Source organism: Microcoleus sp. Pol17C6 (assembly GCF_036701145.1).
In the GTDB taxonomy this organism is placed as follows: domain Bacteria; phylum Cyanobacteriota; class Cyanobacteriia; order Cyanobacteriales; family Microcoleaceae; genus Microcoleus.
Genome location: NZ_JAUBQH010000014.1, coordinates 88,738 through 111,788, shown reverse-complemented (window position 1 = coordinate 111,788; position 23,051 = coordinate 88,738). Strand labels below are relative to the sequence as shown.

At 45.9% G+C, this 23,051-nt stretch carries 14 protein-coding genes; 7 read left to right on the top strand and 7 right to left on the bottom strand.

What is annotated here, in order from left to right; translation table 11 throughout:
- The first annotated feature begins 43 nt into the window (after nucleotides 1-43).
- The 6 genes from QUA25_RS09855 (at nucleotide 44) to pgsA (ending at nucleotide 7,447) form a co-directional block, all read left to right on the top strand.
- A complete protein-coding gene (locus tag QUA25_RS09855; protein WP_333037280.1) occupies nucleotides 44-202 on the top strand; it encodes a hypothetical protein in 159 nt (52 codons plus the stop codon).
- Nucleotides 203-448: 246 nt separating this feature from the next.
- Complete coding sequence (locus QUA25_RS09850; RefSeq protein ID WP_333037279.1) at nucleotides 449-2,758, top strand: hypothetical protein; 2,310 nt, start codon at nucleotides 449-451, stop codon at nucleotides 2,756-2,758.
- 143 nt (nucleotides 2,759-2,901) lie between these two features.
- A complete protein-coding gene (locus QUA25_RS09845) occupies nucleotides 2,902-4,806 on the top strand; it encodes a hypothetical protein (protein WP_333037278.1) in 1,905 nt (634 codons plus the stop codon).
- A gap of 274 nt (nucleotides 4,807-5,080) precedes the next feature.
- Nucleotides 5,081-5,791: a sugar transferase gene (locus QUA25_RS09840; RefSeq protein WP_333037277.1), complete on the top strand. Its 711-nt coding sequence runs from the start codon at nucleotides 5,081-5,083 to the stop codon at nucleotides 5,789-5,791.
- A gap of 83 nt (nucleotides 5,792-5,874) precedes the next feature.
- Nucleotides 5,875-6,720: an ADP-ribosylglycohydrolase family protein gene (locus tag QUA25_RS09835; RefSeq protein ID WP_333037276.1), complete on the top strand. Its 846-nt coding sequence runs from the start codon at nucleotides 5,875-5,877 to the stop codon at nucleotides 6,718-6,720.
- 208 nt (nucleotides 6,721-6,928) lie between these two features.
- Nucleotides 6,929-7,447, top strand: coding sequence for a CDP-diacylglycerol--glycerol-3-phosphate 3-phosphatidyltransferase (gene pgsA, locus QUA25_RS09830; RefSeq protein ID WP_333037286.1), 519 nt, complete (start codon nucleotides 6,929-6,931; stop codon nucleotides 7,445-7,447).
- Nucleotides 7,448-7,582: 135 nt separating this feature from the next.
- Here pgsA and QUA25_RS09825 read toward each other — a convergent pair whose 3' ends face one another.
- The 6 genes from QUA25_RS09825 to QUA25_RS09800 form a co-directional block, all read right to left on the bottom strand.
- Nucleotides 7,583-9,631, bottom strand: a complete 2,049-nt coding sequence (locus QUA25_RS09825) for a hypothetical protein (protein ID WP_333037275.1) — start codon at nucleotides 9,629-9,631, stop codon at nucleotides 7,583-7,585.
- A gap of 25 nt (nucleotides 9,632-9,656) precedes the next feature.
- Nucleotides 9,657-13,109 (bottom strand): helicase-related protein, encoded by a 3,453-nt coding sequence (locus QUA25_RS09820; protein WP_333037274.1) that lies wholly within the window; start codon nucleotides 13,107-13,109, stop codon nucleotides 9,657-9,659.
- 363 nt (nucleotides 13,110-13,472) lie between these two features.
- On the bottom strand, nucleotides 13,473-16,055 hold the full coding sequence (locus tag QUA25_RS09815) for a hypothetical protein (protein ID WP_333037273.1): 2,583 nt from the start codon (nucleotides 16,053-16,055) through the stop codon (nucleotides 13,473-13,475).
- Nucleotides 16,056-16,262: 207 nt separating this feature from the next.
- Nucleotides 16,263-18,008 carry a diflavin flavoprotein gene (locus QUA25_RS09810; protein ID WP_333037272.1) on the bottom strand — a complete coding sequence of 582 codons (1,746 nt, stop codon included), beginning with the start codon at nucleotides 18,006-18,008 and terminating at the stop codon, nucleotides 16,263-16,265.
- On the bottom strand, nucleotides 18,001-18,630 hold the full coding sequence (locus tag QUA25_RS09805; protein WP_333037271.1) for a hypothetical protein: 630 nt from the start codon (nucleotides 18,628-18,630) through the stop codon (nucleotides 18,001-18,003). Before QUA25_RS09805 ends, QUA25_RS09810 begins: the two co-directional genes overlap by 8 nt.
- 339 nt (nucleotides 18,631-18,969) lie before the next feature.
- Nucleotides 18,970-20,697 (bottom strand): diflavin flavoprotein, encoded by a 1,728-nt coding sequence (locus QUA25_RS09800; RefSeq protein ID WP_333037270.1) that lies wholly within the window; start codon nucleotides 20,695-20,697, stop codon nucleotides 18,970-18,972.
- A gap of 488 nt (nucleotides 20,698-21,185) precedes the next feature.
- Between QUA25_RS09800 and QUA25_RS09795 the strand changes: the two genes are divergently transcribed.
- Complete coding sequence (locus QUA25_RS09795; RefSeq protein ID WP_333037269.1) at nucleotides 21,186-21,779, top strand: DUF4129 domain-containing protein; 594 nt, start codon at nucleotides 21,186-21,188, stop codon at nucleotides 21,777-21,779.
- Between the two features lie 459 nt (nucleotides 21,780-22,238).
- Here the strand turns inward: QUA25_RS09795 and QUA25_RS09790 are convergent.
- Nucleotides 22,239-23,051: Calx-beta domain-containing protein (locus tag QUA25_RS09790; RefSeq protein WP_333037268.1), on the bottom strand; the 813-nt coding region annotated here is incomplete at its 5' end.

Sequence of the window (23,051 nt, the reverse complement as noted above, 5' to 3'; positions counted from 1 at the left end):
CGGTATCCCAAATCGCAAATTGTTTGAGGTTTTTTCCAAGTCGGTGAAAGATGAAGACATAGTGGCGCGCCGCCATGCTAACGAAACTCGCGGTGACAGTGTGCGGCCCGCCGTTCAAGCAGGTGAAGGCAAAAGTTCGTCGGGATGGATCGCAGCTCTTCCGAGCAGGAATCAGCCTCCGGGCAGGGAAACTCGCCCCTGAGCCGCAGAATTTGACAGCACTTGCAATTGATAGAAGCAGGCATTTGGTTCGGAAGTACCGGCTAACCTATCATAGGCAATAGAAGTTATCCGAAGACAAAACGTTAATTAACAGTTGTCAGAAAATATTAGTGAATTATTGACGGACTCGCATTCAGATTATTCTATCTATTGGCATCGCTGCCGCCTGACTTCAGTCTTTTTTCGGTAAAGTTTCTCCCAAGCCGCATTCCCAGAGGTTCCGCCCTTGAATTCTCAGAAGTACAAAATTCAAGCACTGATTGCTGAGATAGACGAGGTACTCAGCAAGCCCGCACCCCGCTTGCCTTGGACGGGTTCTCTTGATACTGTCCACCAGCGCCAACTTTTAGAGCGAGTTCGTGCTTATCTGGTTTCCTCAGACTCAAAGCTAACAGCCCCAAAGGCCCCCGCGCGCCCAAATGTCCGCCCCGAACCAGTTCCAGTTCCCAAAGTGCCTCTGTCCCCCCCTCGCCCCTCAGCAGCAGAGCAAATCATGCTTGCCGTAACCGGAGAAATCAGCCACCTGCGTTCCAGCCTGACAGGGCCGCTCCAAGAAGACATAGAAGCTCTGCGGCAAGAGCAGCAAGCTCTAATTCAAGAAATCAAACAGCTAGAAGCAAAACGGCAGCAGCAACAATCCCTAGCTCAGCAACAAGCCAACCAACAGCAAATCATTGGTGAATTCTTGCAGGTACTGACTGCCCGCTTGGAAGAAACCTTGACTAGCGATTTCTCTCAAATTCTAAGTTCCCTAGAAAATCAGTTATTGCAAAGCAGCGCAGCACCATACTCTTTGGGCAGTGCGCCTGATGAACAATCGGCTATTGACGTAACACTTAACCGACAAACCTCAGAAGAACACCCGCTGCTGACGCCGGCTCAGAGGTTGGAGCAAATGCAACTGTTCCAATCTCATGCTGACAGTCTGCTGATGAGTCTCGATTCTAGGATGGCTATCGTGTTCGAGGCTTTGCAAGCAAATCTGCAAAGCTATCAAGCTTCCTTGAGACAAGAACTCGAAAATATGTACGGTTTGAGCCAGCAGAGCGAGGCGATGTTCGCGGCTTTGGTCAACCACTTGGCGTCACAGTTGGGGCGAGAAGCGTCTTCCTACGTTCAACAGCCGATCGATTTAGCAAATAATCTCGAAACCGTCACCCCAACCGCAGCCGATCAATCTTCTGTCGCTCCCGCCCTTTCAAATACTGCGATCGAGCACTCAGCCGCAGAGACTCAGACGGGAGACTCGGTGCAGGAAATTCGCACCGGTGAATTCGGAGAACAAGACAGATTTCCCTACGCCGGTACAGAAATTTCTCCGCAATACGGACAGTTGAGGCGCGAACGCGACCGCATTCAATCCCCTATTTTGCTCCCGGAGTTGGAAGATAATTTGTTGGGTTCTACACCAGAAATATCTCGAAATGCAACTCGATTTACTGGCGGTGAATCTGAGAATAGGTTAACAGAAAAAGAGGAAGAGATTGAGGATTTGTATGCAAGTTTGTTCGCTGGAGAAGCGGTTCCTGAAGTAGAATTACAAAGCGAAACTTTCCCGGTAGAGAATACTGTAATTGAGACCAAAAGTGAAGGTGTAGAATATCAATCGGCGACGGATAAAGAAACTGCCGAGTCGCTAAAAATGACCGAAGATTTGTTTGTAAATTTGCTGGAGGAAGGCGAATCTCTGGAAGAGATTTTAGTAGATGAAGATTCAGACTTTGTAATGGGTAATTCTGTAGACGCTCTAACTTTAGATAGTGCCGATTTATTTGAACCGCAAGTGGCAACCTTACCTCAAGTTTCAGCAGCACCACCCTCAACTGCTGAGTTGCAAATTGACGCGGACGATCGAGAAAATCTAGAAACGGTTCAAAACCGAGGCGAGCAGTTCGGCGCTACTGTCCCTCAATCAGCAGCTTTGCCGTTGAGAACGCCTGCCGAAATTAGCCCAAACCTCCCCAGTGCCGAGTCCCGTGTGCCGAGTGCCGGTGACGTTCAAACTGGCGAGTTCGACTCATCCTCGCAACGGCTTGATGATGGGTACATCCAAGCTTCGCCGGACGAGGATTTGCTGCCTGTCGAGGCATTAGAAGATGACCTCGATCGAGCTCTAAATTTGGACAACAATACTCTGGAACTTTTGGAGGCAGACCTCTACAATCTGGAGGGATTGGAAAATACTAGCTTCGGGCGATCGAATTTCTCAGCCGCTAACAACTTGGATTTATCGGCGAGTCCCCCCGAAGGCATTGCAAACAATCCCTTTGCGGAGGCGGCAGAGGAAGAACTCGGCACGCTGGAGGATTTGTTCTCCGATGTGTTGGAACTCTCCTCGGATGATGAACCCTTTGTTTTGGAAGACGAACTTGAGGATGATTTGTTTGCTGAGGAAGACGAATCGAATTTGACCCTAGACGAGATTTTGGCTAGTTTGAGCGAGACCGATCGACCTTTGACTGATTCTCCCCCTGCAGAAACTGCCGAAACTAACGAACTGGGATCGAGTCCTCCAGAAAGTAAAAAAAAAACCTAATTTCGACAGAGAGTAAAGCAGGAGTTGTTGAGGGGAAAACCGATTTTAGCGAGTTTGCCGGGACACAGCAGCAAGACTCGGCTGGGCATTCTGCAGCAGGTGCGATCGCCCCATCCAGAGAACGCCGGAATTCTAGCTGGTATTTGGGCATTGATTTCGGTTCCAGTGGCCTGTCTGCGGCTTTGCTCGATCGCACCAGCGGCGAGTTGCACCCGATTTACTGGGAAGCATCGCAGGCTGAGGGTTCCCCAGCAGACGCCAGCTTTCGGATTCCCTCGGCTGCGGTGCTGGCGGAAACAGCCCCAGGTAGCCCCGGGTCAGAGGTGACAGTCAAGTCGGTGGGATTCCGACCCCAGGCTTTGGCTGCTGGAGAATTTTTACTGGAAAATTTTAAATTGCCTTTAAAGGTGGGCATTCCTTATCAGCGGGAGGCTGCTGGGATGTACGAACCGCTGTTGCAGTGGTCGCCCTTGCAGGCTTTTTCGATCGCCTTGCCGCTGCAATGTGTGCGGGCGCTGCTGGCTACTTTGAATCCGAGTTTGCGGGGACAAAAATTTGACGGATCGGGGGAAGTTTTGGATTCTGCACCAAGGACGATTTTTGCAGGATTGCCAGTTTCCAATTTAATTTGTAGGGCTTCGGGACTAACGCCAGAAACTCTCGATGCGGCGCTTTTAGACTTGCAGGGTGTAATTTTGGGGACTCCTGCGGGCTGGTCGGATGTTTATATGTTCAATCTGCGGGAGGCGGTTTTAGGCGCGTCTCTGGTGGCTTCTGGTTCGCAAATTTTTGTGGTGGAAGATGCGATCGCCACTTTGCTTGCGGCTGTAACTCCTGTGAAAAATGGCATGGAAGTCGAGTCGTCAGCCGTGGATTCTACTAAGGGCGGTGAAGAAGCTGCACCGCTGACTGTGAATGCTTCGTCTTTTAGCGGAGGAACTTTGATTTTGAATGCGGGGGCGGCGACGGTGGAATTAGCTTTAGTTGAGTTGCCGTCCAATCTTCAAGATTTAACTCGTGCTGATTTTACTTGCGAGAGTTTTGGTTTTGCGGGCGATGCTTTCGATCAGGATATTATCTGTCAGTTGTTGGCTAAAAATGAAACTTGGGGAATGTCGATCGATTTGCCACGTCCGGGGCATCCAGATTTGCCGAACCGCTATCAATTGGAGCAGCGGTTACAAGGTTCTGCTTTTGGTCTGCAATTGTTAGAAGCAGCAAAGCAAATAAAAGTTATTTTGCAACATCAAAAAAGTTTTGCTTTGGATATTGGCCAGCAGCATTGGGATGTGAAGCGCAAAGATTTAGAAAGTCTGGTTTTAGTGCCTTTTGTGCAGCAGTTGAATCGTGAATTGAATGCTTTGCTCAGCCGCGCGGGAATGTCGCCGGCGGGGATTAATCAGGCGATTTGTGCGGGGGGTATGGGTGCTTGGCCTGCGATCGCCCGCTGGTTGCGGCAGAAGCTGCCGAATGCGATCGTGGTTCAAGACCACGAATTGCAGGTCGATCGAGATATTTTTGAGCTTGATAATTCTGCATTAAATTCTGTATCTCAAAGTACAAATTCCCCCCCAAAATTTGGTCGAGTTGCCTGCGGGTTGGCGAGTTTGGCTCTCTATCCTCACATTTTGGATGTGTCGCAACAGCAGTACAGCGACTTTTTTCTGCTGTGGGAATTAATGAAGGTTTTGGGCGGGGAAACTTTGAGCTTTCAGGAAATTTTGCAGTTGTTGGAACGCCAAGGCGTGAATACCCGTACCTGCGAACCCCGGATTTTGCGGATTTTGGAAGGAAGTTTGCCGGCGGGACTTGTGCCTGCGGAGGAAGATTTCATGCTGCTGGCCGAGGAGTCGAGGCAAAATCCTGATTGGGAAGCAATTTGGGCTGAGCCACTTTTCTTTGAAGATGTCGCGCGGGGTTATCGGTTGAATCTCGAACACGCCTTTGTTGTTCGCGAATATTTAGGCAAACTCGCCTCTAGCAGCCAGCAAAAGTTGTTAGAGCCGCTAACACTTGCTTGGGATGTTCGCACTGATATTTATCGCTAAACGGCAAAAAACCCGGTTTCTCAGTAGAATCCTCCCTGTCTTCCGGGAAGAGTCCTAGTCGAAACCAGGTTTTTTTGCGTCCAGGACTAACTTTTTTCTGTAAATGTACGTAAGTTTACATAAACTTTATACGTTTTTATAAAAAATACATAGAAACTTTATAAAAGTGTTATTGGTTTTTAAAGATTGTGCAAAGCTCAGCATTTCAGGTTCTGCAGATTTGAGATGGCTAATAAGATGGACGTAAGAGATCGTTAAACTTGAGACAAATCACATGAAATTTCCGATGGGTGCCTCGTCGAAATCATCATTATCAGAAATGCTGTCCTTATTTTTTCAAGAATATACTTACAAAGTCTGTGTATCAAAACAACAGCATCACCGCTCCGTAACGAGCAAGGTAAAACGGTCGATCGATATTTTGGGTGCGCTGCTGGGACTGGCAATTACTGCTGTGGTGGCGGTGCCGGTGGCAGTGGCGATGCTGTTGGACAATCCGGGCCCGCTGCTTTACAGTCAAGTCCGCTGCAGCTTCAAAGGGCGACATTTCAGAATATGGAAATTTCGATCGATGGTTGTCGGTGCAGAAAATCTCAAACATTTAGTTAGCAACCAAGCCAAGGGTCACATTTTTAAGAATGAAAATGACCCGCGAATTACCCGCGTCGGCCGCTTCTTGCGGAGCACAAGTTTGGACGAGTTACCTCAATTCTGGAATGTGTTAGTTGGCGACATGAGTTTGGTGGGAACTCGACCGCCAACTCCCGATGAAGTTGCTGCCTATGACGAGTTCCACTGGCAACGTTTAAATGTCAAACCAGGTCTGACTGGGGAGTGGCAAGTCAACGGACGGTCTAGAGTTAAAGACTTTGACGAGATTGTGCGCATGGATCTCGACTATCAGGGCAAGTGGTCTGTTGTCTACGACATCACTCTGATTTGCAAAACAATTTTGGTTGTCTTGAGTAAAAACGGTGCGTGTTAATAGACTTACTGTTTTGGGTTGTTTTTGGATTTAAAATTTTAGGAAAAAACACGGGATGAAATAGTTGGAAACGGATTAAATATATGTTAATAGAATTAGCGATTGGTGACGCTTACGGTGCGGGTTTTGAATTTGTTGACAAGGATATGATCGAATTGTACAACAATCTCAACGGTTACATCAAGCATCCCCGTCACGACATCCAGCCTGGATGCTACACAGACGATACGCAGATGAGTTTAGCCGTCGCAGAAGCTATCGTCAGCCGAGAACCTTGGACACCAGAACTTTTAGCCAGCAAATTTGTTGCAGCTTTTAACCGCGATCGGCGATTTGGTTATGCTGGGAAGTTTTACAATTTTTTGCTACAAGTTCAAGACGGAAAAGAATTCTTAGAAAAAATTTACTCTGCTAGCGATAAAAGCGGATCGGCGATGCGATCAGGCCCCATTGGCATTTTTCCTACTATTGAAAAAGTCATCGAAAATGCTACCGTTCAAGCTGCAATTACTCACAATACTCCTGATGGCATTAAAGCAGCTATAGCGGCCGCTTTGATGTCCCATTACTTTATTTATCAGCTAGGTTTAAAGAAGAATTTGGGAAATTTTCTAGAAAGGCACGTCGCTGGTGAGTGGTCGATACCTTGGCAAGGAGAAGTCAGCGTTAAAGGTTTGGACTGTGTTAGAGCAGCTATTACTGCGGTCATGCGAAATGATAGTATGAGCAAACTGCTCCAAGATTGCATTGCTTTTTCGGGAGATGTTGATACGGTAGCAACTATTGCTTTAGCTGCTGGTTCCTGTAGCAATGAAATTGCCCAAGACTTGCCAGAAAATCTGGTACAAGGATTAGAAAATCAATCTTACGGCAGAGATTATATCAGAAAACTGGATCGACAGTTAATGAATTGCAGGAGCGACTTCTGACTTCTTCCTGAGATAGGTTACATCCGTTAAATCCCTTACACTGCTTCGTTGCCGAACTTCTTTCTATTAGGACTAAGACCAACTGTCACAAATAGGGTTAAATTTTAGGTATGTAGTTGCGCTTTAGCGCTCTTAGCTTAGGAAAGAGCGCTAAAGCGCAACTACATACCTTTGTTTAATGTTCCAGTTAACCTTAGCCCTATCTATTATGAATTTGCCTAATTTGATTACTTTTTCTCGCTTGCTTGGAGTACCTTTCCTGCTCTACGGTTTGTACGACCCAAGCGCTCAAAGCCGCTGGATTTGCACCGCAATTTTTGTGGTAGCTGCAGCTACTGATTGGCTGGACGGCTATTTGGCTAGGAAGCTGAATCAAATTACCGATTTGGGTAAGTTTCTCGATCCTTTGGTGGATAAATTGTTGGTCCTCGCGCCGCTTTTAGTGTTGATTGAGTTGGGCAGAGTCCCGGCTTGGGGGGTGTTTTTGATTTTGGGCAGGGAGTTGACAATTGCGGGGTGGCGTGTTAATAAAACTACGATTTCGGGAGCTAATATTTGGGGGAAGTTGAAAACGGTAAGTCAAATTGTGGCGATCGCACTTTTAATTGCTCCTCTGTCTGAAGCGTGGAATTTTCCCGCATTAATTGCTTTTTGGGTTTCTGTGGCTTTAACTTTGATTTCTGGCGCTATTTATCTGTGGCCGGAAAAGACTGCTGAGGAGAAGTAAATCGGTTTTATTTAAACCGCAGATGAACGCAAATAAAAAACTTCGAGGCCAGCGAACGCCTCAATAGACCTGTTTTTGAATTGGCCAACGGTATTGATCGGCTCAATCCCAACCACGGTTGCTCAAAACCAAAGCTTAATCCAAACGACTATCCCACAGGCCGATAAACTGGTCACTCCCAACAACAGAAGCTAAATCCGGCCAGAGGGTTTTTTCGACTCCCTCCATGTTAGTACCAATTTCACCGCCGTAAAGCAAGATGCGGCTAAGAGCGTTGTTAAAGAGGCGACAGGCGACTTCTGGTAGGTGCAAGCATCCAGCACAAGCTCCGCCTAGCCTTTCTTCGCAATCGGGATCGAACATACAGTCTCCCCGCTCTTGTAGAAGGCTGTTGAATGCCTGATCTAAACGCTGCTCGAAGAAGGTTTTCAGTCCTCCCAGTGAAAACTCTTGAAGGCGATTGACAAAGATGATGGTTTGGTTGAGGCTTAGCAGGAGATGCTCAGAAATAGCCGTTTCACCAAAGCTACTTTGGTCTGCGATCGCTTTAATTAAAAGATGATTAGCGCTGTGTAGAGCCGAACCAACCAGCCAGGGAATCAGAAAAGCTGGAGAAAGGCGATCGTCAAAGGCAGGGCCGCTGCGACTGGTGATTTGGCTGTGATGATTTACAACCCAAAATGTAGGTTCGGCAATAGTAGCGGGCTCGGGAGCTAGATTGTTAGCATAAAGCCATTTAACAATCCGTTTAGCATCAAACTGAAAGAAAAGTGCTTCAGTTTTGAGCCTGTAGGTGGGCATAGGAATCCAATTTCCTTTGGGTTGTTCACCAGCCAAATCAAAACCTTTCTTGTCAAAAGCCCACAGGACAGCAGCTTCAGGCTGATGAGAAAGCCGAGTATATCCATAGGCAAGATGCAAGACAGGCAAATCTTGAATGACTGTGACCTGGCTAATACCTAAACTTTTACGCATTAAAGTCCCGGCATCTGAGAGATTGGCATGGAAAGGAGAGCTAATTTTATTGAGGCGCTTCACAGCATCATCGAGGCTTTCACGCTGCAAATCCATGAGAACAGCACGATCGCTCAGTTGCTCTCGAAGGGTACCAGCATTTTTTTGATCTGATGTTAGATTTTCTTTGCGATCGCGAGTTTCTCTTTCTGCCTGAGCATCTCCTAGAAGTTGCAATGCGTTATTTTCGGAAAAACGCGCTAGAGCTTTTCTTAATTCTGCCACAACTGTGCCACCCGCATCACTCTCCTGAACTTGTCGTTTGTTAGTCAAGATAGTTTGGATTGTTTCGTCATCTAAGCCACTCAATTTTAATGTTTTAATAAGTTGCTCCAAATCTTTCTGGTCTTCTTGAGTGCCTTGACCGAGGACGCGAAGGACTTCTGTCAGCTCAGACAGACTTCTGCTTTGACTATCGAAGTAATCTAGATGTATTGCTAGAAGAGTACCGAGAGACTCAGGTAATGCTAAAAACTTCTCTACATTGGAAGTTGGGTTGATCCGAGAAATGGAATGAACTACCTGAAGCTTGTTATCAGAAATAGTGGTAAGACGCATCATCGGATTGGGAGAATTTCCGGTAGCAGATTCTATTGATTGAACAACTTCTGTGCGCTTCATAATGGATTGTGGGGGAAGAGGGCGAACAATTGGAGCTGCATGAGTGCAGCCACTAACTTTACACCGCCAACGCGGATAAACACCCCTTTCTTTAACTAAATACTGATAACTGTGTTGAGGACAGTCAATGGGGAATAACTGGAGCATTGTGCCATCTACATGGGCAAAAACAAACGGAATTTCATTGAGAGTTGGATGGTTACAATTATGACAGGGAGCATCTGAATCTCCCTTCCACTGACCCATGTAGCGAATAGCTCCGCACTTAGCGCACTCTCTGGCTTTCAACCTGCGACCTTTAACCGATTGAGTGAGTACAGGAACAAACTCTGCTGTATGTCTGCGGAAAGCTTCCATTTGAGCATCTAAATGCTTCCATCGAGTGAGTTCTTGACGTACAGCCTCCTCCACATCTTTACTGAGGTCAACTACCCTGCGGGCAAAGTGACAGTTAATTTCAATAGTGCCGACAGGAATTGTAGCAACACTTCCTGGTTCAACGCTGTGCAATACTTTGCCTTTAGAAAAGGTGCGCGATTGTTTACTCATGTGTTCTCCAATTTATTTAAAGTAGTTAGTATCCATTAATTTCAATGCCTGCATCGACATCTCGAAGAGACAGCAGCAAGCGGAAATTATGAGCGATATCATCTTTTGTCAGACCGCTCGTGACATCTTTGCGTTCATTAGGGTCTTGTACGATGCGATCGACCTGAGACACAAAAGCATCTTCTACTAAATCGAGCGGTGTATCAAAAACCTGTCCTTCCGGCAACCCGTCAGGATTAATAGTTGTGTGAATTTTGGCGACAATAGCTTTCAAGTCGATGGGCGATCGCCCTTGTCCTGTGCCATAAATTAGCTCCCGCAATTTGTCAATCTTGTCCAGTTGTGCTAAGTCGCTCACCTGATTTCCCGATCGAGCTACAGGACCATCTATGTGAAGTAACCGACCTAACAGCAAACCAAAAGCAGTTCGGTAGAGAGCATTGTGAGCGAAGCGGTCAATGGGGACAGCTTCTACCATCTGATCCAAATATTCGTGAGTTTTGACAAAATAGTCGAAAATTGCCCGTTCGCGAGCGCGTTGAGGGCGAAATAAAATAAACACTAATCCAGGCATAGTACGTCCTGCACGACTCGAAGCTTGAATGTATTCAGCGGTTGTGTTAGGCCAGCCGTAAAATAGCATCAAATTGAGTCTGTCAATATCAACACCGTGAGAAATTAGGCTGGTGGCAACCACATCTGATAGTCGCTCTGATTCGCTCAAATTGGGGTTGAGCTGAGATGTCTCCATCTGTTTTAGAACTTTTTTAACATCCTCAATGCCGTCATCTCCAGTGAGGGTAATTGCCTCTGGCAGCATCGCATTGGCTCGCTCTTCCCCAAACTCTTCCCGAAGGCCGGCTTTTACTTGTTCATTAATGGAGCGTCGAATATCAGAGCCATCATTTTTGGAGTTGACATAGGTACAACAAAGGTCATGCTCGTCAACCAGTTGCAGGAAAGAATCATCTGTTAAATTTCCCAATCCATACTCTAATTTGAACTTAGCAGGATTGCTGCGAATAATTTCTAACTCAGTCCGAAGTGCCTGAATCAAAGCCATTGCTGCATCAAGTGGATTAGCAGAAGTAGGACGCAAACCAACAAAGCCTCTTGTGACATATCTGCTGTGAGCGTTGGCGTAGAAACTGCGGTCCTGAGCAGGCCCGCGCACTGGAAATTGAGAAAGTTCTCGCCAATAAAGATGTCTTGTCTGTTGTTCTGCTCCCTCAATCGTAGCAGTAGCCGCCAAAACTTTTGGACGTATCGCTCCCCGCTCTTGGTGAATGGCATCGATGAGAGCTTCATAATGACCGTCAAATGTACCCAGTTCCTCGCGGAGTAGGTGCAGTTCATCTTGAAAAACTAGAGGAATGCCGGGGTCAACGGGTGGCGTGGAGAGAGGTTTAAGTTGTCTGCGAGTACATCCGCCAACTGAGTCCTGCTTGTGACAAGTATTATTAGCAACAAAGCCATGTACGGAGCAAATATCAGATACAGCCCCAAATAAAGTGCGACTGGCTGGACGGAAAGTGATGTTTGCAATTTTGTCGAGAGTTCCTACTAATAAAGTTGGCAATTGGCTGTAGATATCCTCATCAACGATATAGAGTGGAATTTCACGACCGCAAGCGCCAGTGGGTAAAGGCTGATTGAGAGGGCCACAACGATGCCGGAGTTCATTGGTGGCTCTATGAATAAAAGTGTGGACTTCCTCTAGTCCGCAGTAAGGACAGCGCATCACCATCCTGTATTGCTGGATTGATTCAGGAACGTAGTATCCGACATCAGCTAAAGTCAGATACCTGGGAACTTTTCCCAGATCGGCCTGCATTTTTTCGCGAGCCTGTCGTGTTGAATTCTGAACTTCATCAGGAACAGACTTTAGAGAATTAGGGCTGTTAGCTCGACCCCCGTAATAGCCTACTGTAAATTCACGGGTTTTTGCTAATTTTGGTTGCTTCTTTCTAACTTCATCGGCAGCGACTAGCGTATCCAGAAAACGCTGAAGCTGTTGGTAAGTTAGCAACCGCAAGGGATAGCGCAACCAAGCAACTATGCCCCAATCTCGACCCCGGAGGCGATCGAAAAAAGCTTGAGTCAAAATAATTCCCATAACCGCCTCAGATTTACCGCCACCTGTGGGGAAGTGAACTACAGCGGCATGATTAATCTGGGCTAGAAGATTGTTAGCAAAGTCTTGAGGCCATTGTCGTGCTGCTAGTGCTGCTAAGTTAGAAACGATGTAGACAATCTGAAAAGGTCGCCAGTTTTCATAAGCAGTCTTGCCCCGATGGTTCCGCTTTTCATCGATATCGACAAACGTCTGGTTCATCAGGTTAAAAGCTTGTCGAAGCATCGCGTAGAACGGCTCCTCCAGCACTTTAATTCCTAAGTCAAAGCGTTCTATTTCTTGTTTGAAATTGTCCAAATCTTGCTGAGCTTGTGAGTTATATTCTGTTCCCCCAGTCTGCGGATGCTGTTGCTCAATCAAGGTTTGCCAGCTATCTCGGTAATCCCGCATCCTTTGACAAATAGTTTTGAGTACCAGAAGGTCGGCGTCACCCGCTGCCGTTGCTAAATCCTTAAAACGGGCTTGAATTCCAGCCGTGTAAAGTCTCTTTTGCCAATAAATGGGGAGAAACTCAGTCCAGATGCGAACTCTATCCTGAGTTTGTTCAAGTTCAACTCCTGGTGTACAGTTAATTCCCTGCGCGGGAACCGTAGAGTCAACTTGATAAGATATCTGAAAGCGAGATAGTTCTACAGGATGCCACATTGCTTGGGGCAAATTAATTTCTAGGTAAGCCCCAAATAAACCTGTATCTCTGGGATCGTCAAACCCACCACTCTGTTCGCTCTTGTTTCTGAGAAATAGGCGGATTCGGGTCTGGTTGCCCATAACTCGCTTTTGAACTTCTACGGTAATTTGAAATTCAACTGGAGCAACTTGCCCCGGCTGAGTTTCCACATCTGTAGAGGTATTTTCCTTCTTTTTTGTATTCTTTTTGTTAATAATTCGTTGACGCAGTTCAGCCTGAAGTTGTTGGGGATTTTCCTTGGCAAATGTAACTTCTTTGTCGGTTAAATTATCAAGAGTCCGATTGAGTCCAAACAACCAAGCGAGGGGGTCTTTTTTATGTGCCTCTATTACCTTTTTTATCTGATGGTCAATATCCTGCTTTAGTTGTGAAAGGGAAGGTGACTGTTCTGTAACTAAGTCTTGAATATTTGAAGTGATAGCCGCAGAGATATTAAAACGCTGCCACATAGGGCGCAGCGATTTCTCGGTAACTTGGATTTTAGGCAGGAAAACACTAAAGCGAACTTTCAATTCAATAGGCAACTGTTGTTTTTCCCAATCCGGTGCTAAGTTAATAGCTAAACCGCAGTTGCTAGGGCGAAAATTATTCTGCTGCTGGCTGCTGGATGGCACAGCGGCTGGAGGTGACTGGGGCGAGAGATATGCGGTGGGCATTAAGCGTCGCGGCTCAGTGGAACCTTGAATTGAGCTTCGGTGCTCCGATGTCCCCGTGACATGACCCCGTATGCGCCTGTAAAAGCTTTCAATAAATTGCAAATGTTCTTCTTGTCTCGGAGAGTCAGATACATTCAACCCCTGGTCAGTTAGGATAGATTCCGGTTCCATCATACTCCTGTATGGTCTTTATACAGCTTACCTTGGAAAACAGTATAGTAGATATTGATTTTTAAGTCAAGCTAATCTGTTCACGAATTATACGCACAGTGCTATTTTCTGTATGTGTCCTACAAAAACGCCCATTAGGGTAGGAGCCATCCCATAGGTTACTGTCAATGGGTGGCTTTGCTAAAAGACATTTCATGCCCTAAAAAGGCGATTAATAGGATATTCGGGTACTTGAGAAATTAGTTGAGGTGGTGACTGTACCGTTAGTATCTGCATGGCATCTTTCAATTCACCAACTGTAATAAAAACTTGCTGATAGCGAAAGACAATTTCATCTAATTTTCGATCTTTCCATCCTTCTTGAGCGCAAGCAGAGATTACCTGACCGAGTTGTCTACGCTTAATCCTTAATTCATTAGCCTGTTGCCAAAACTCTTCAAAACCAGAACGAGCTAGTGGCGGTATAAACCAAAAGAAATGCTCTTTCTCACGGGGGAGGCTAAGAAGGTCATCACCGCTCATCCAGTTATACTCAATTGTTTCTTGACTAATAGGTAGACCTGTATCAATCGAGAGTTCTCGACCAACTGTTTGTAAATCTGAGTTTTTTACGTGCTGCTTCAGTATTGCACGCCAAGCCTCTAATTGTATGCGATAGAGGTAGTTAACTTTGGTATCCTCAAGCAAACCCGCTTTCTGAGCGAATAACTCATCTCGGTTCATGCCATCAAACAATACAACCTTTGTCCCAGCAGCAATATCTCTGATAGCAACAACCAGAGCTTGTCTACCCGATAATACTAAGAACTCGCATCCCGGTGCTACCCTAATTTTTAATCCTCGCTCAAACTTTACTAGATAATGAGATTCTAAAGTTCTCGCAATATCTCCGTTAAATTTCGCCTCAGAATCTGTTCCAACCAAAGAATTAAAATTTTCCTCAAGTTTCGATAAATTAATTCTATTAAACAGCCTTAAGTTTCCGTAATTAATTATCTTAACCTCTGGTTGGTGAAGGCTAAAGCTATAACATCCTACCTCCTCTTTTTCAGTTAGCTTGCGCCATGTTTTTCGATGCCATTCTCTAGCATCTACCTCTAAATTGCTCCACCAACGTTCGGCACGTTCAGCCAATACAGACCACAGCAACACATCTATTTTGCTAAATAAAGTCGTTTGCAAGATGTCACGGTGACAAGCCTTGGGCTGACCTATAACTATCAACTTTTCTCCGCCTAAACCCCGCACCTCGCTGATTGGTAAAATTTTAGGCGTTGATAAACAACTGCGCTTTCCCATTAAAAACTGTTCTAAGGCGTTGGCTATTTCTGCATTTTCAACAGCTACAATAGTTTCTGGCTCGGCTGATTTAATGATTTGAATGAAGGGATTAGCTTTAAGTTTCTGTAGCCTCAGCGCCAGAGAGGAGAGGAGATTATATAAAATTTTTGCTTGGGAATCTTTAGATTGGTTAACAGCAGAATTTAGTTGCTTAAGTGCGCCTTCAATAAACTGTGCCCAGAGCAGATAAAAAGGTAAGACAGGAGCTGCGAGATATCGCCATATTTTCCATCCTGTACCCCAAACACCACGACAGTGAGGCTGTTTGGCTAAGTCTAGCAGTAAATTTGATGATTCTTGAAAAAGCTCCGCAATTTTTTCTTCATCTTCTGTATCAAAGTTAAAAGTTTTAATTGTTACCTGTGTTTCATTGAGAGATTGGCGTTTTCTTTCAAGTAGCAAATAGCTTTCCTCTATAGGATGAAGCTGTTCCCTGTTTTTAGCAGAAATACCCAGCTCGGCGGGATAAGAGCGCAGAGCGAAGAAGTCGATAGGCCAAAGAAGAATTCCCTGTGAAGTATTGGTTTCATGGTACTCAATATCTTGCAGAGTCCAAGGAGGAACAATACCTACCATAGGGATTCGTTTTTGCCGACAAAGGCTAGCCAAGCCAAAGGCTTGGCTTCCATAGGCAGAGGGAGATGGATAAGTGCGTCCTGATGGATCGTCAATGACAACTAGAGAGCAATTTTTAGAGGTCTTCAATAAGTCAACGGCTTCAGAGAGCGATCGCGCCATAAATACTCTCAGATGTTTACTTTTGAATGATTCCTCAAACTTATGGATAGGTAAACAAGCAATTCGCTTATTTAGATTGCGTTTAGTATATTCATTATCTATCAGGTTAAATGCTTTAGTTGTTCTCAAATGCGATATTTTACCACGATCCTTCGGTCTAATCCAAATAGCAAAGTCTTTTGCTGCCTCTGCATGATGAGTCCGATAAATATCTCTTTCTTCCCTAAGCAGATGAGCCCAATATGTGACTGCTAAGATTCCTAAAGAAATAGGAGAAACTGGAAAGGTAATAAAAATTTGAGCTCCTTTATCAATGCTCATGGCAGTCAAATAAACTAAGTCTTTCTCTAGCCTATGAATTTGGATAGAGTGCTTGTTCATTTTTAAACATCCTAGTATAGGGTCTAATACTGATAGCGTCTTTTCCCAAGGAAAGGCTGATCGGAGAAGGTCTCCCCATGCTTTTATTCCCCGAATGTTATGTATCTCTATCTGCTCAAAGGGAGTTAGACATTCTTTTGCTGAACTGTCACTCACGCAGCCTGATGATTTATCTCCCGATAGTTCTTGCGGTACTGTTCTCAGATCTAAAATTTTTTGAAAAGTATCTTTCCACGATGGATTCGCTGCTACTAGCTTCGTGTAGTCTAGCCCAAACATTATTTTGCAAAGTTCTTCTGGCGAGTGTTCTGGCATTGAGCTTATTTTGTTTAACCCATTATTCTTTGTTAATAAAGCACTTACAGCACCTTTCAGGTAAGTGAAGCACAAATAAACCTGTTTCTGTAGGGGCGGTGTCTATGAGTGCCAACTCTAATTCCGGGTTTCGGATCTATATTCGATCAACCTGCAATCTGCTGTATTTGTTGTAAGGACACGGCATTGCCGTGTCCTAGCCGTAGCTTAATAATGAGTCCCCGATTTCCGGTAATGCACCGCTGTCACCCCGTCATTTTGCAGCAAATGACCGTTGTCAATCGCCGCATAAACTACCCAGTGATCGCCGCATTCCATCCGACTTATCACTTGGCATTCCAGATAAGCTAGAGCATCAGTCAAAACCAGACAGCCGTTGCTAGCTTCCATTGTTTCGACTCCGGCAAATCTGTCTTCTCCCGGAGCAAAGTTTTTCATGAAATACTTCCGCAACTGTCGCCCTTCTGCTAAGATGTTGAGCACAAATTTATCTCCGGCATACATCAAAGATTCGATCGATCGATCTTTCGCCACCGCAATCGTCACGCCAGGGGGATTAAAAGTTGCTTGCGACACCCAGGAAGCCAGCATCGCACTGGTGACATCCTCCCGCTTCGCCGAGACTACGCACAGCGAACCTACGAGTCTCCCTACTGCTTGTTCAGTGCGATCGCTTCCTGCTGCTAACTGCGGTTTCGGTGCCCGCAATTTTTGCGATCGAATCAAAGCTTGAGCAAAATCTGTTCCCACATCTGTGCACTCGTGAATCGTCGCCGCCGTCGGCTTAAATTTGGCTCGAATCGGCTCAAATCCAATTCTATAGCCAGCATCCTTCAGCTTGTTTTCCACTAAGTCGATCGCCTCTCCACTCCAGCCAAAAGAACCGAAAACCCCCGCTAATTTGCTCTTAGTTGCGGTAGATAAAACAATTCCCAAAGCAGTTTGAATTTGCGTCGGAGCGTGTCCTGCTAGCGTCGGGGTTCCTATAATAAATCCCGCGCATTTTTCGATCGCCTCTTTAATTTCTCCCGGTTCGGCAAATTCGCAGTTGATACTTTCCACCGCAACGCCGGCTTTCGTAATTCCTCTGGCGATCGCCTGGGCTAAAGTAGCCGTATTTCCGTAAGCAGAAGCATAAATCAAAGCAACTGTCAAGTCTTTTGAATTTTGTTGCTGGCTCCATTCCCGATACAAATTGCTCAGTTCATTAAGGCCGTAACGGACGATCGGGCCGTGACCGGGAGCATAAAATGCTGCTGGTAAATCGGCGAATTTATCCATTGCCGTCAGCACTTGTTTTGCCTGAGATGCGTGCAGGGAATCGTAATAATAGCGCCGATCTTCGCTGTAAACGCTCCACCCTTCATCGAATACTTGGTCGCCACAAACGTGAGCTCCAAATAGTTTGTCAGTGAACACGATTCGAGTGTGCGGATCGTAGGTGCAAAGTTGATCGGGCCAACGGGGAGTTGGAGTCGCGATGAATTTTAAGGCGTGACCTTTTCCTAAGTTGAGAGTTTCTTCTCCCCGAACGATCAAAATGTTTAATTCTTGGTCGGGGAAAGCGGCGCGCAAACTAATTGCGGCGGGATTAGTGCAAACCAAAGCTACTTCAGGAGCTAAGTCTAACAGAGCTTTAATTGTTACTGACCTGTTAGCATTGAAATGCCCCAAAATTATGTAATCCAGCTTGGTCAAGTCCACCCGTTTCTGCAAAAATTCCAGGTAATTTTCAGTAAAAGATTCCCCCGGCGGGTCGAACAAAGCAGTCTTGTCAGCTTGAATAATATAGCTATTGGCTGTCGTCCCCTTTTGCAGCGAATACTCGACTTCAAATTTGAGTCTGTCCCAAGTGCGCGATCGCACAATAAAAGTATCGAGTGCGATCGGGATAAACTGCACGTCGCGGGGTTTGGCATCAGATGCGAGCCTAGGAGTCAAAGTGTTAGTCATTAATTGCACCTATGAGAAACTGAACTACTGAACTTCTTTTGATTTCGTGCCAAAACTTGGTATCTACAATGTCAAACCTTGCGCCTCGACCCTGTAAATTGGTATCCAGGTCAGTCAGAAATTCCCTGGTTTTCAAATCATCCCCAATTTGGATAAAGCTCACTCCAATTTCTTCATCTTGCTCTATTTTATTGGCCGCACTTACAATAATTTCAGCGACAGCAGCGGTATTTTCTGGTTTTTGATCTAGGACTGCAACAATTATTGCTCCGTTCTTCCCTTTGGGATTTGGTTTGCTTGCGAAATAATCGTTAAAAGTTGCTTTCAGAGCTTCTTCCAAATTATTGGCAGTCGGGTTTTCTGAATCCGGTTCCGTATTTTGTCGCTGCAAAATTTCAGCTAACCGGGCAACATTTGAATTTTTATACTTCCACATAGGAGTAGAAGCTTCGTAAAGGGTGATGCCGTCGCTGTCAAATTCCTGACATTTTTTTGCTAAGTCGATCAGAGATGCCTGTGCTTCTACCCACTCCTCGTACCAAGGATGTTGAGGGTCTCTGCTGGCATCGCTTCTGGCAATAATAATTGTGTAATCTCGGTCTTCTAAAAGATTGGCAGGCATTGGCAATTCCCCTAGTTAAAATGGAGTCTAAATGACAACGGTTTGCCCGGTTTGCTGCTTGTGGCGCACCCAACACCCAGAACCGGGTAAGGTGCGCCACAAGCACCCAAAGTTGAGAGTTTTTGCGTAGCCAATTGTGTCTTGGACTGTAATTGTAGGGTGCGTCAGTAGATAGTCGATGATGAAGTCGAATAAAACATCGGCTGACGCACCTTACTAATACGTTTGGGGTGTGTTGACTCAGACAGTCAATGAATATATCGTTGAATTTCCCCTTTGCACCTGACAACTGCCAACTGCCAACAGTCAACCGTCAACTGTCAACCGTCAACTGACTTCCTAATAGTGATTTCCGACTTTGCGGTGGTGAACGGCCGGCAGTGCATCGGGATTGGAGACGCGACCACTATCGACGATCGCATATACGATATGATGATCCGAAAGTTCCATTCGGCTGACTACTTCGCATTCCATGTAGGCCAAAGCATCTGTCAGAATGGGAGAACCGTTCGTTGCTGGTTGAGTTTTAACTCCCGCAAATCGATCGGCACCAGGAGCAAAACGCTTTAAGAAGTGCCTCATCAAAGTTTGATAATTGCCTTCTTCGAGCACGTTGAGAACAAATTTATCTCCCGCGTGCATCATCGATTCAATCGCCCGATCCTTCGCTACTGCTATTGTTAAACCCAGCGGTTTAAAACTTGCCTGCGTTACCCAAGAAGCCAGCATCGCACCGCTAACCTCGCCTTTTTGAGCGGTAATGATGTACAGTCCGCCGCTGATCCGTCCCAAAGCTTTATCGAGGTCGCTGTCGAGGGATTTCATCTGTTTGACCGCCTTGTCCCGCGTCAGCCACTGTCCCAAGTCGGTGCCGGCTTCGTCGCAAAGTTGATAACTCGCTTCTGTCGGTGATTCTTTAATTAAAATGTTGGGAAATGCTTCTTTTAAACCCAACTCTTTGAACTTGTTTCGCAGCGGGTAAATAGATACGTCATCGCCGCCGCCAGATTCGCACAAACCGAAAGATTGTTTGTTGTTAGCTGCAACTAAAATTGTGTTGATTGCGGCTTCGGCATTCACAGCAGCAGTCCCGCCACTCGGTGGCGAACAAATTACGATGCCGGCAGCATTACCGACAAGTTCCGCAACTTCTTGTAAGTCGGCGATTCTCAAGTCCATCATTTCCACAGCGACACCGGTTTTGGTGATACCGTGGGCGATCGCTTGGCTGAGTCGATCGCTAAATCCGTAGTCGGAGGTGTAAAATACCGCTACAGTGGTTTCTGCCTTAGCTTGCGCTTGGCTCCACTTTTTGTAGCGCCCGGTAAGTTCCACCACATTGTGCCGCAGCAGCGGCCCGTGACCGGTCGCAACTGTACCGATTTCTCCCAACTCTGCCATCCGCTTCATCGCAGCGAGTACCGATCGAGCATTGGGAGCCATCAAACACTCATAATAAAAGTGGTAATCTTCCTCAACTGCTGCTAAATCGTCATCGAAGGTGCTGTCGGAACAGTAGTGCATCCCGAAAGCATCGCAGGTGAACAGCACTTGAGTTTTGCTGTCGTAGCTGAAAATAGTATCGGGCCAGTGTAAGTTCGGCGCCGATACGAATTCGATAATGTGGCCGTTTCCTAAATCTAGTTTGTCCCCGTTTTTTACTACCAATCGCTCAAATGGTTGGTGTACAAGGTTTTCTAAAAATTGAATTGCTACTTTCGCCCCCACGACAATCGCTTGGGGTGCCAGCGCCAGCACGTCTTTGACTAAACCGCTGTGATCTGGTTCGGTGTGGCTGATAATGAGATAGTCAATCTCTTTCGGGTCAATTTCGCCCGTCAGAGTTTCCATGTATTGCTGGCGAAACTTCTCGTGCGAGGTATCGACGAGGGCGGTTTTTTCACCGCGAATGATGAATGAGTTGTATGTTGTACCGTTTTTGAGTCCGAATTCGATGTCAAAGCGGTCTCTATCCCAGTCCAGGCATCGAATTGCCGTTGTATCAGGGGCAATTTCGACTTTTTCCACCGTCAATCTGCGTTGGACTCGTTCAGTCAGCGCTACCATCAGTGCCTCCTTGTCTTTTACCCATTACCTTATTGTCTTCATTCTGACACGTTTCTTTTGTAAATCTTTATAAAATTTCTTATGAGGCTGTTAAGTATCCCAAAAGTTATGGCATAAGGCAGTTCGGCAACGCGCACTGAATCGGGATATAACGGATTTGAGGAAGAAGGAAAATTCAATAAAATCAATTTTGGGTCTATAAATAGTTGACAAAAAACAGAGTTATGTGGTAATAAAACTGAGTTCTATCGGTTGGGCGATCGCCTCTGTAGAAGACTATCAGTCAAATGCGATCAAATGCGATTCTCGATCGCGCGGCGATTTGGATTAGGGACAATAACTCGGCATTTAAGTCAACCTAATCAAACGTAAAATGCGATCGCGCTTTCTTATCCCCGATGTCTTTAAGAAGTCGGGAATTTGGGGATAATGATAGAAGAAAAAATTTTCCAATCCGCAATCAAAAAATTACTCATTGATGTAAAGCTATGTCTGAAAGTTCCTTTGAGAAAACTAATTTTGGTTGGCAATTAGGACAGTCGCAACAGCGATTGCAGGAGTGGTGGGAACTAAAAACTGCCCAAAATATACCGAATGTCAAATTGCCATCTTGGTTTGATTCCCCCATCTTAGGGGCGATCGCTAAAGCCACCTTTTGGTTAATCTTAGCATTGCTCGCAGTCTGGGCGAGTTGGCAGATTTGGCAACTGTTACGTTTTTATATTCATAATTTCAAAAAGAGGAATCAAACAACTGATGGAAGTGCGAAAAAAACAATTAACGATTTGTCGGTAGCAGAGTGGTTGTTGCGATCGCAAAATTTGCAGCAACAAGGGAAATACCGCCAAGCTTGCCGCTGTCTTTACATGGCGGTGTTGCAGCGGTTAAATGATGCGGGAACCGTGGTTCACCAACCCAGTCGCACTGATGGCGAATATTTGGAATTAATCCAGCAATTACCCCAGCCAGTGCCTTACGAAACTGTGATAACAATACATCAGCAACTATATTTCGGGAATACAGAAGCTTCCGCCTCAACTTTTGAACAGTGTCAGCAAGCTTATCAACAAATTAAGGATTAAGTAGGTAAGCACAAAAAAACAATAATATCCAATCGATAAATTTAGCGACGGGTTTTACCAACAATAATTGCCCAAAACCAACAATCTCAAAAATCCCCACCCAAGGACAAATAGCCATCTAATTCTTTCAATATACAAGGGTTAAAGGTCGTACTCCAATAACGCGCGTAGCATCTAAGAGTACGACCTTGAAATGGTTCTATCAGACCGAAGTAGCAAATGGGTTGAAGGTGACGAAACTAGCACCAGCAATGGGATTCGGGTCGAGACCGCCCACAATCATGTCTGTAGGTGAATCCCATTAGTTGTCGGTGCCAGCGACTGTCACACAGCGAAGATTTTACCCGCGTACCTCGCTTTCTTGAAAAAAGCTGTAGTGAGGAATCAGACTGATAAAAAGCATTTAACTACTTGCGGGACATATTAGTAGAGCAAGGATTCCTCGCCCTACTAATAGCTTTAGATGAGAGTGATACTTGTTGCCGCTGTACTGCCGAAACTGTAGCCCGCAGTGGGGTTAGCAAGACCTAAGCGCACAATCCCATTATTGGTACTAAATAGGTTGTCTTGAAGAGTAAAGGTTTGGCTGAGTTGGCCGTCGGCGAAGGACAACGTGCCGCCAGTGGGGCCGCCCGGGTTAAGCAGGTAGTCGGTACCATATACAGGTGCAGGGCCGGCGCCTGGAGTCCCCGCCAGAATAATATAATCAATCGATGCTGCACCCAAGCCGCTTGAGCGAGTAACTGTAACCGTTGTGCTGCCCCCCTGAGTGCCGATCGAGCCGTAATCAGACGCACTATACTGGAAGACATTGCCAGATGCACTGCTGCTACCGTCAATAATGTCTAGTCTTGCTGTTGACGGAGTGCCGACGGGGCCGTTATTGAGATATAGGTTAACACTCTCAGTCATTTCAGGCACAGTATCAGCATTGACAAAGAGGTTGAACGTCGTGGAAGTTACCCCAGGGCCAAAGGTGAGTACACCAGCAGTAGACGCATAATCAGCCGCAGTTCCTCCAGTTGATAGGGCGCTGCCGTCAAGAGTACTGTAGCTAATGGTTCCGGCAGCCGTACTGGGACCGATGCGATTGACTGTCACCGTAGCAAAGCCAGATGATTCCGGAGTGGTGAAAGTAGCCGCACTAAAAACAAACTGGGTTGCTGTTGATGTTGCTGGAGTTGGAGCCGGCGTCGGCGCCACAGTTGTTGACGCCACATCATTAATCGTCAAAATTGACGGACTACTGACATTGCCACCGAAGAGCACCAA

Bases quoted from the DNA above. Each gene is read 5' to 3' on its own strand.
- QUA25_RS09810 (WP_333037272.1), bottom strand. From the start codon at position 18,008: ATGACTAACACTTTGACTCCTAGGCTCGCATCTGATGCCAAACCCCGC.
- QUA25_RS09820 (WP_333037274.1), bottom strand. From the start codon at position 13,109: ATGCCCACCGCATATCTCTCGCCCCAGTCACCTCCAGCCGCTGTGCCA.
- QUA25_RS09840 (WP_333037277.1), top strand. From the start codon at position 5,081: ATGAAATTTCCGATGGGTGCCTCGTCGAAATCATCATTATCAGAAATG.
- QUA25_RS09815 (WP_333037273.1), bottom strand. From the start codon at position 16,055: ATGCCAGAACACTCGCCAGAAGAACTTTGCAAAATAATGTTTGGGCTA.
- QUA25_RS09825 (WP_333037275.1), bottom strand. From the start codon at position 9,631: ATGAGTAAACAATCGCGCACCTTTTCTAAAGGCAAAGTATTGCACAGC.
- QUA25_RS09805 (WP_333037271.1), bottom strand. From the start codon at position 18,630: ATGCCTGCCAATCTTTTAGAAGACCGAGATTACACAATTATTATTGCC.
- QUA25_RS09835 (WP_333037276.1), top strand. From the start codon at position 5,875: ATGTTAATAGAATTAGCGATTGGTGACGCTTACGGTGCGGGTTTTGAA.
- QUA25_RS09800 (WP_333037270.1), bottom strand. From the start codon at position 20,697: ATGGTAGCGCTGACTGAACGAGTCCAACGCAGATTGACGGTGGAAAAA.
- pgsA (WP_333037286.1), top strand. From the start codon at position 6,929: ATGAATTTGCCTAATTTGATTACTTTTTCTCGCTTGCTTGGAGTACCT.
- QUA25_RS09795 (WP_333037269.1), top strand. From the start codon at position 21,186: ATGTCTGAAAGTTCCTTTGAGAAAACTAATTTTGGTTGGCAATTAGGA.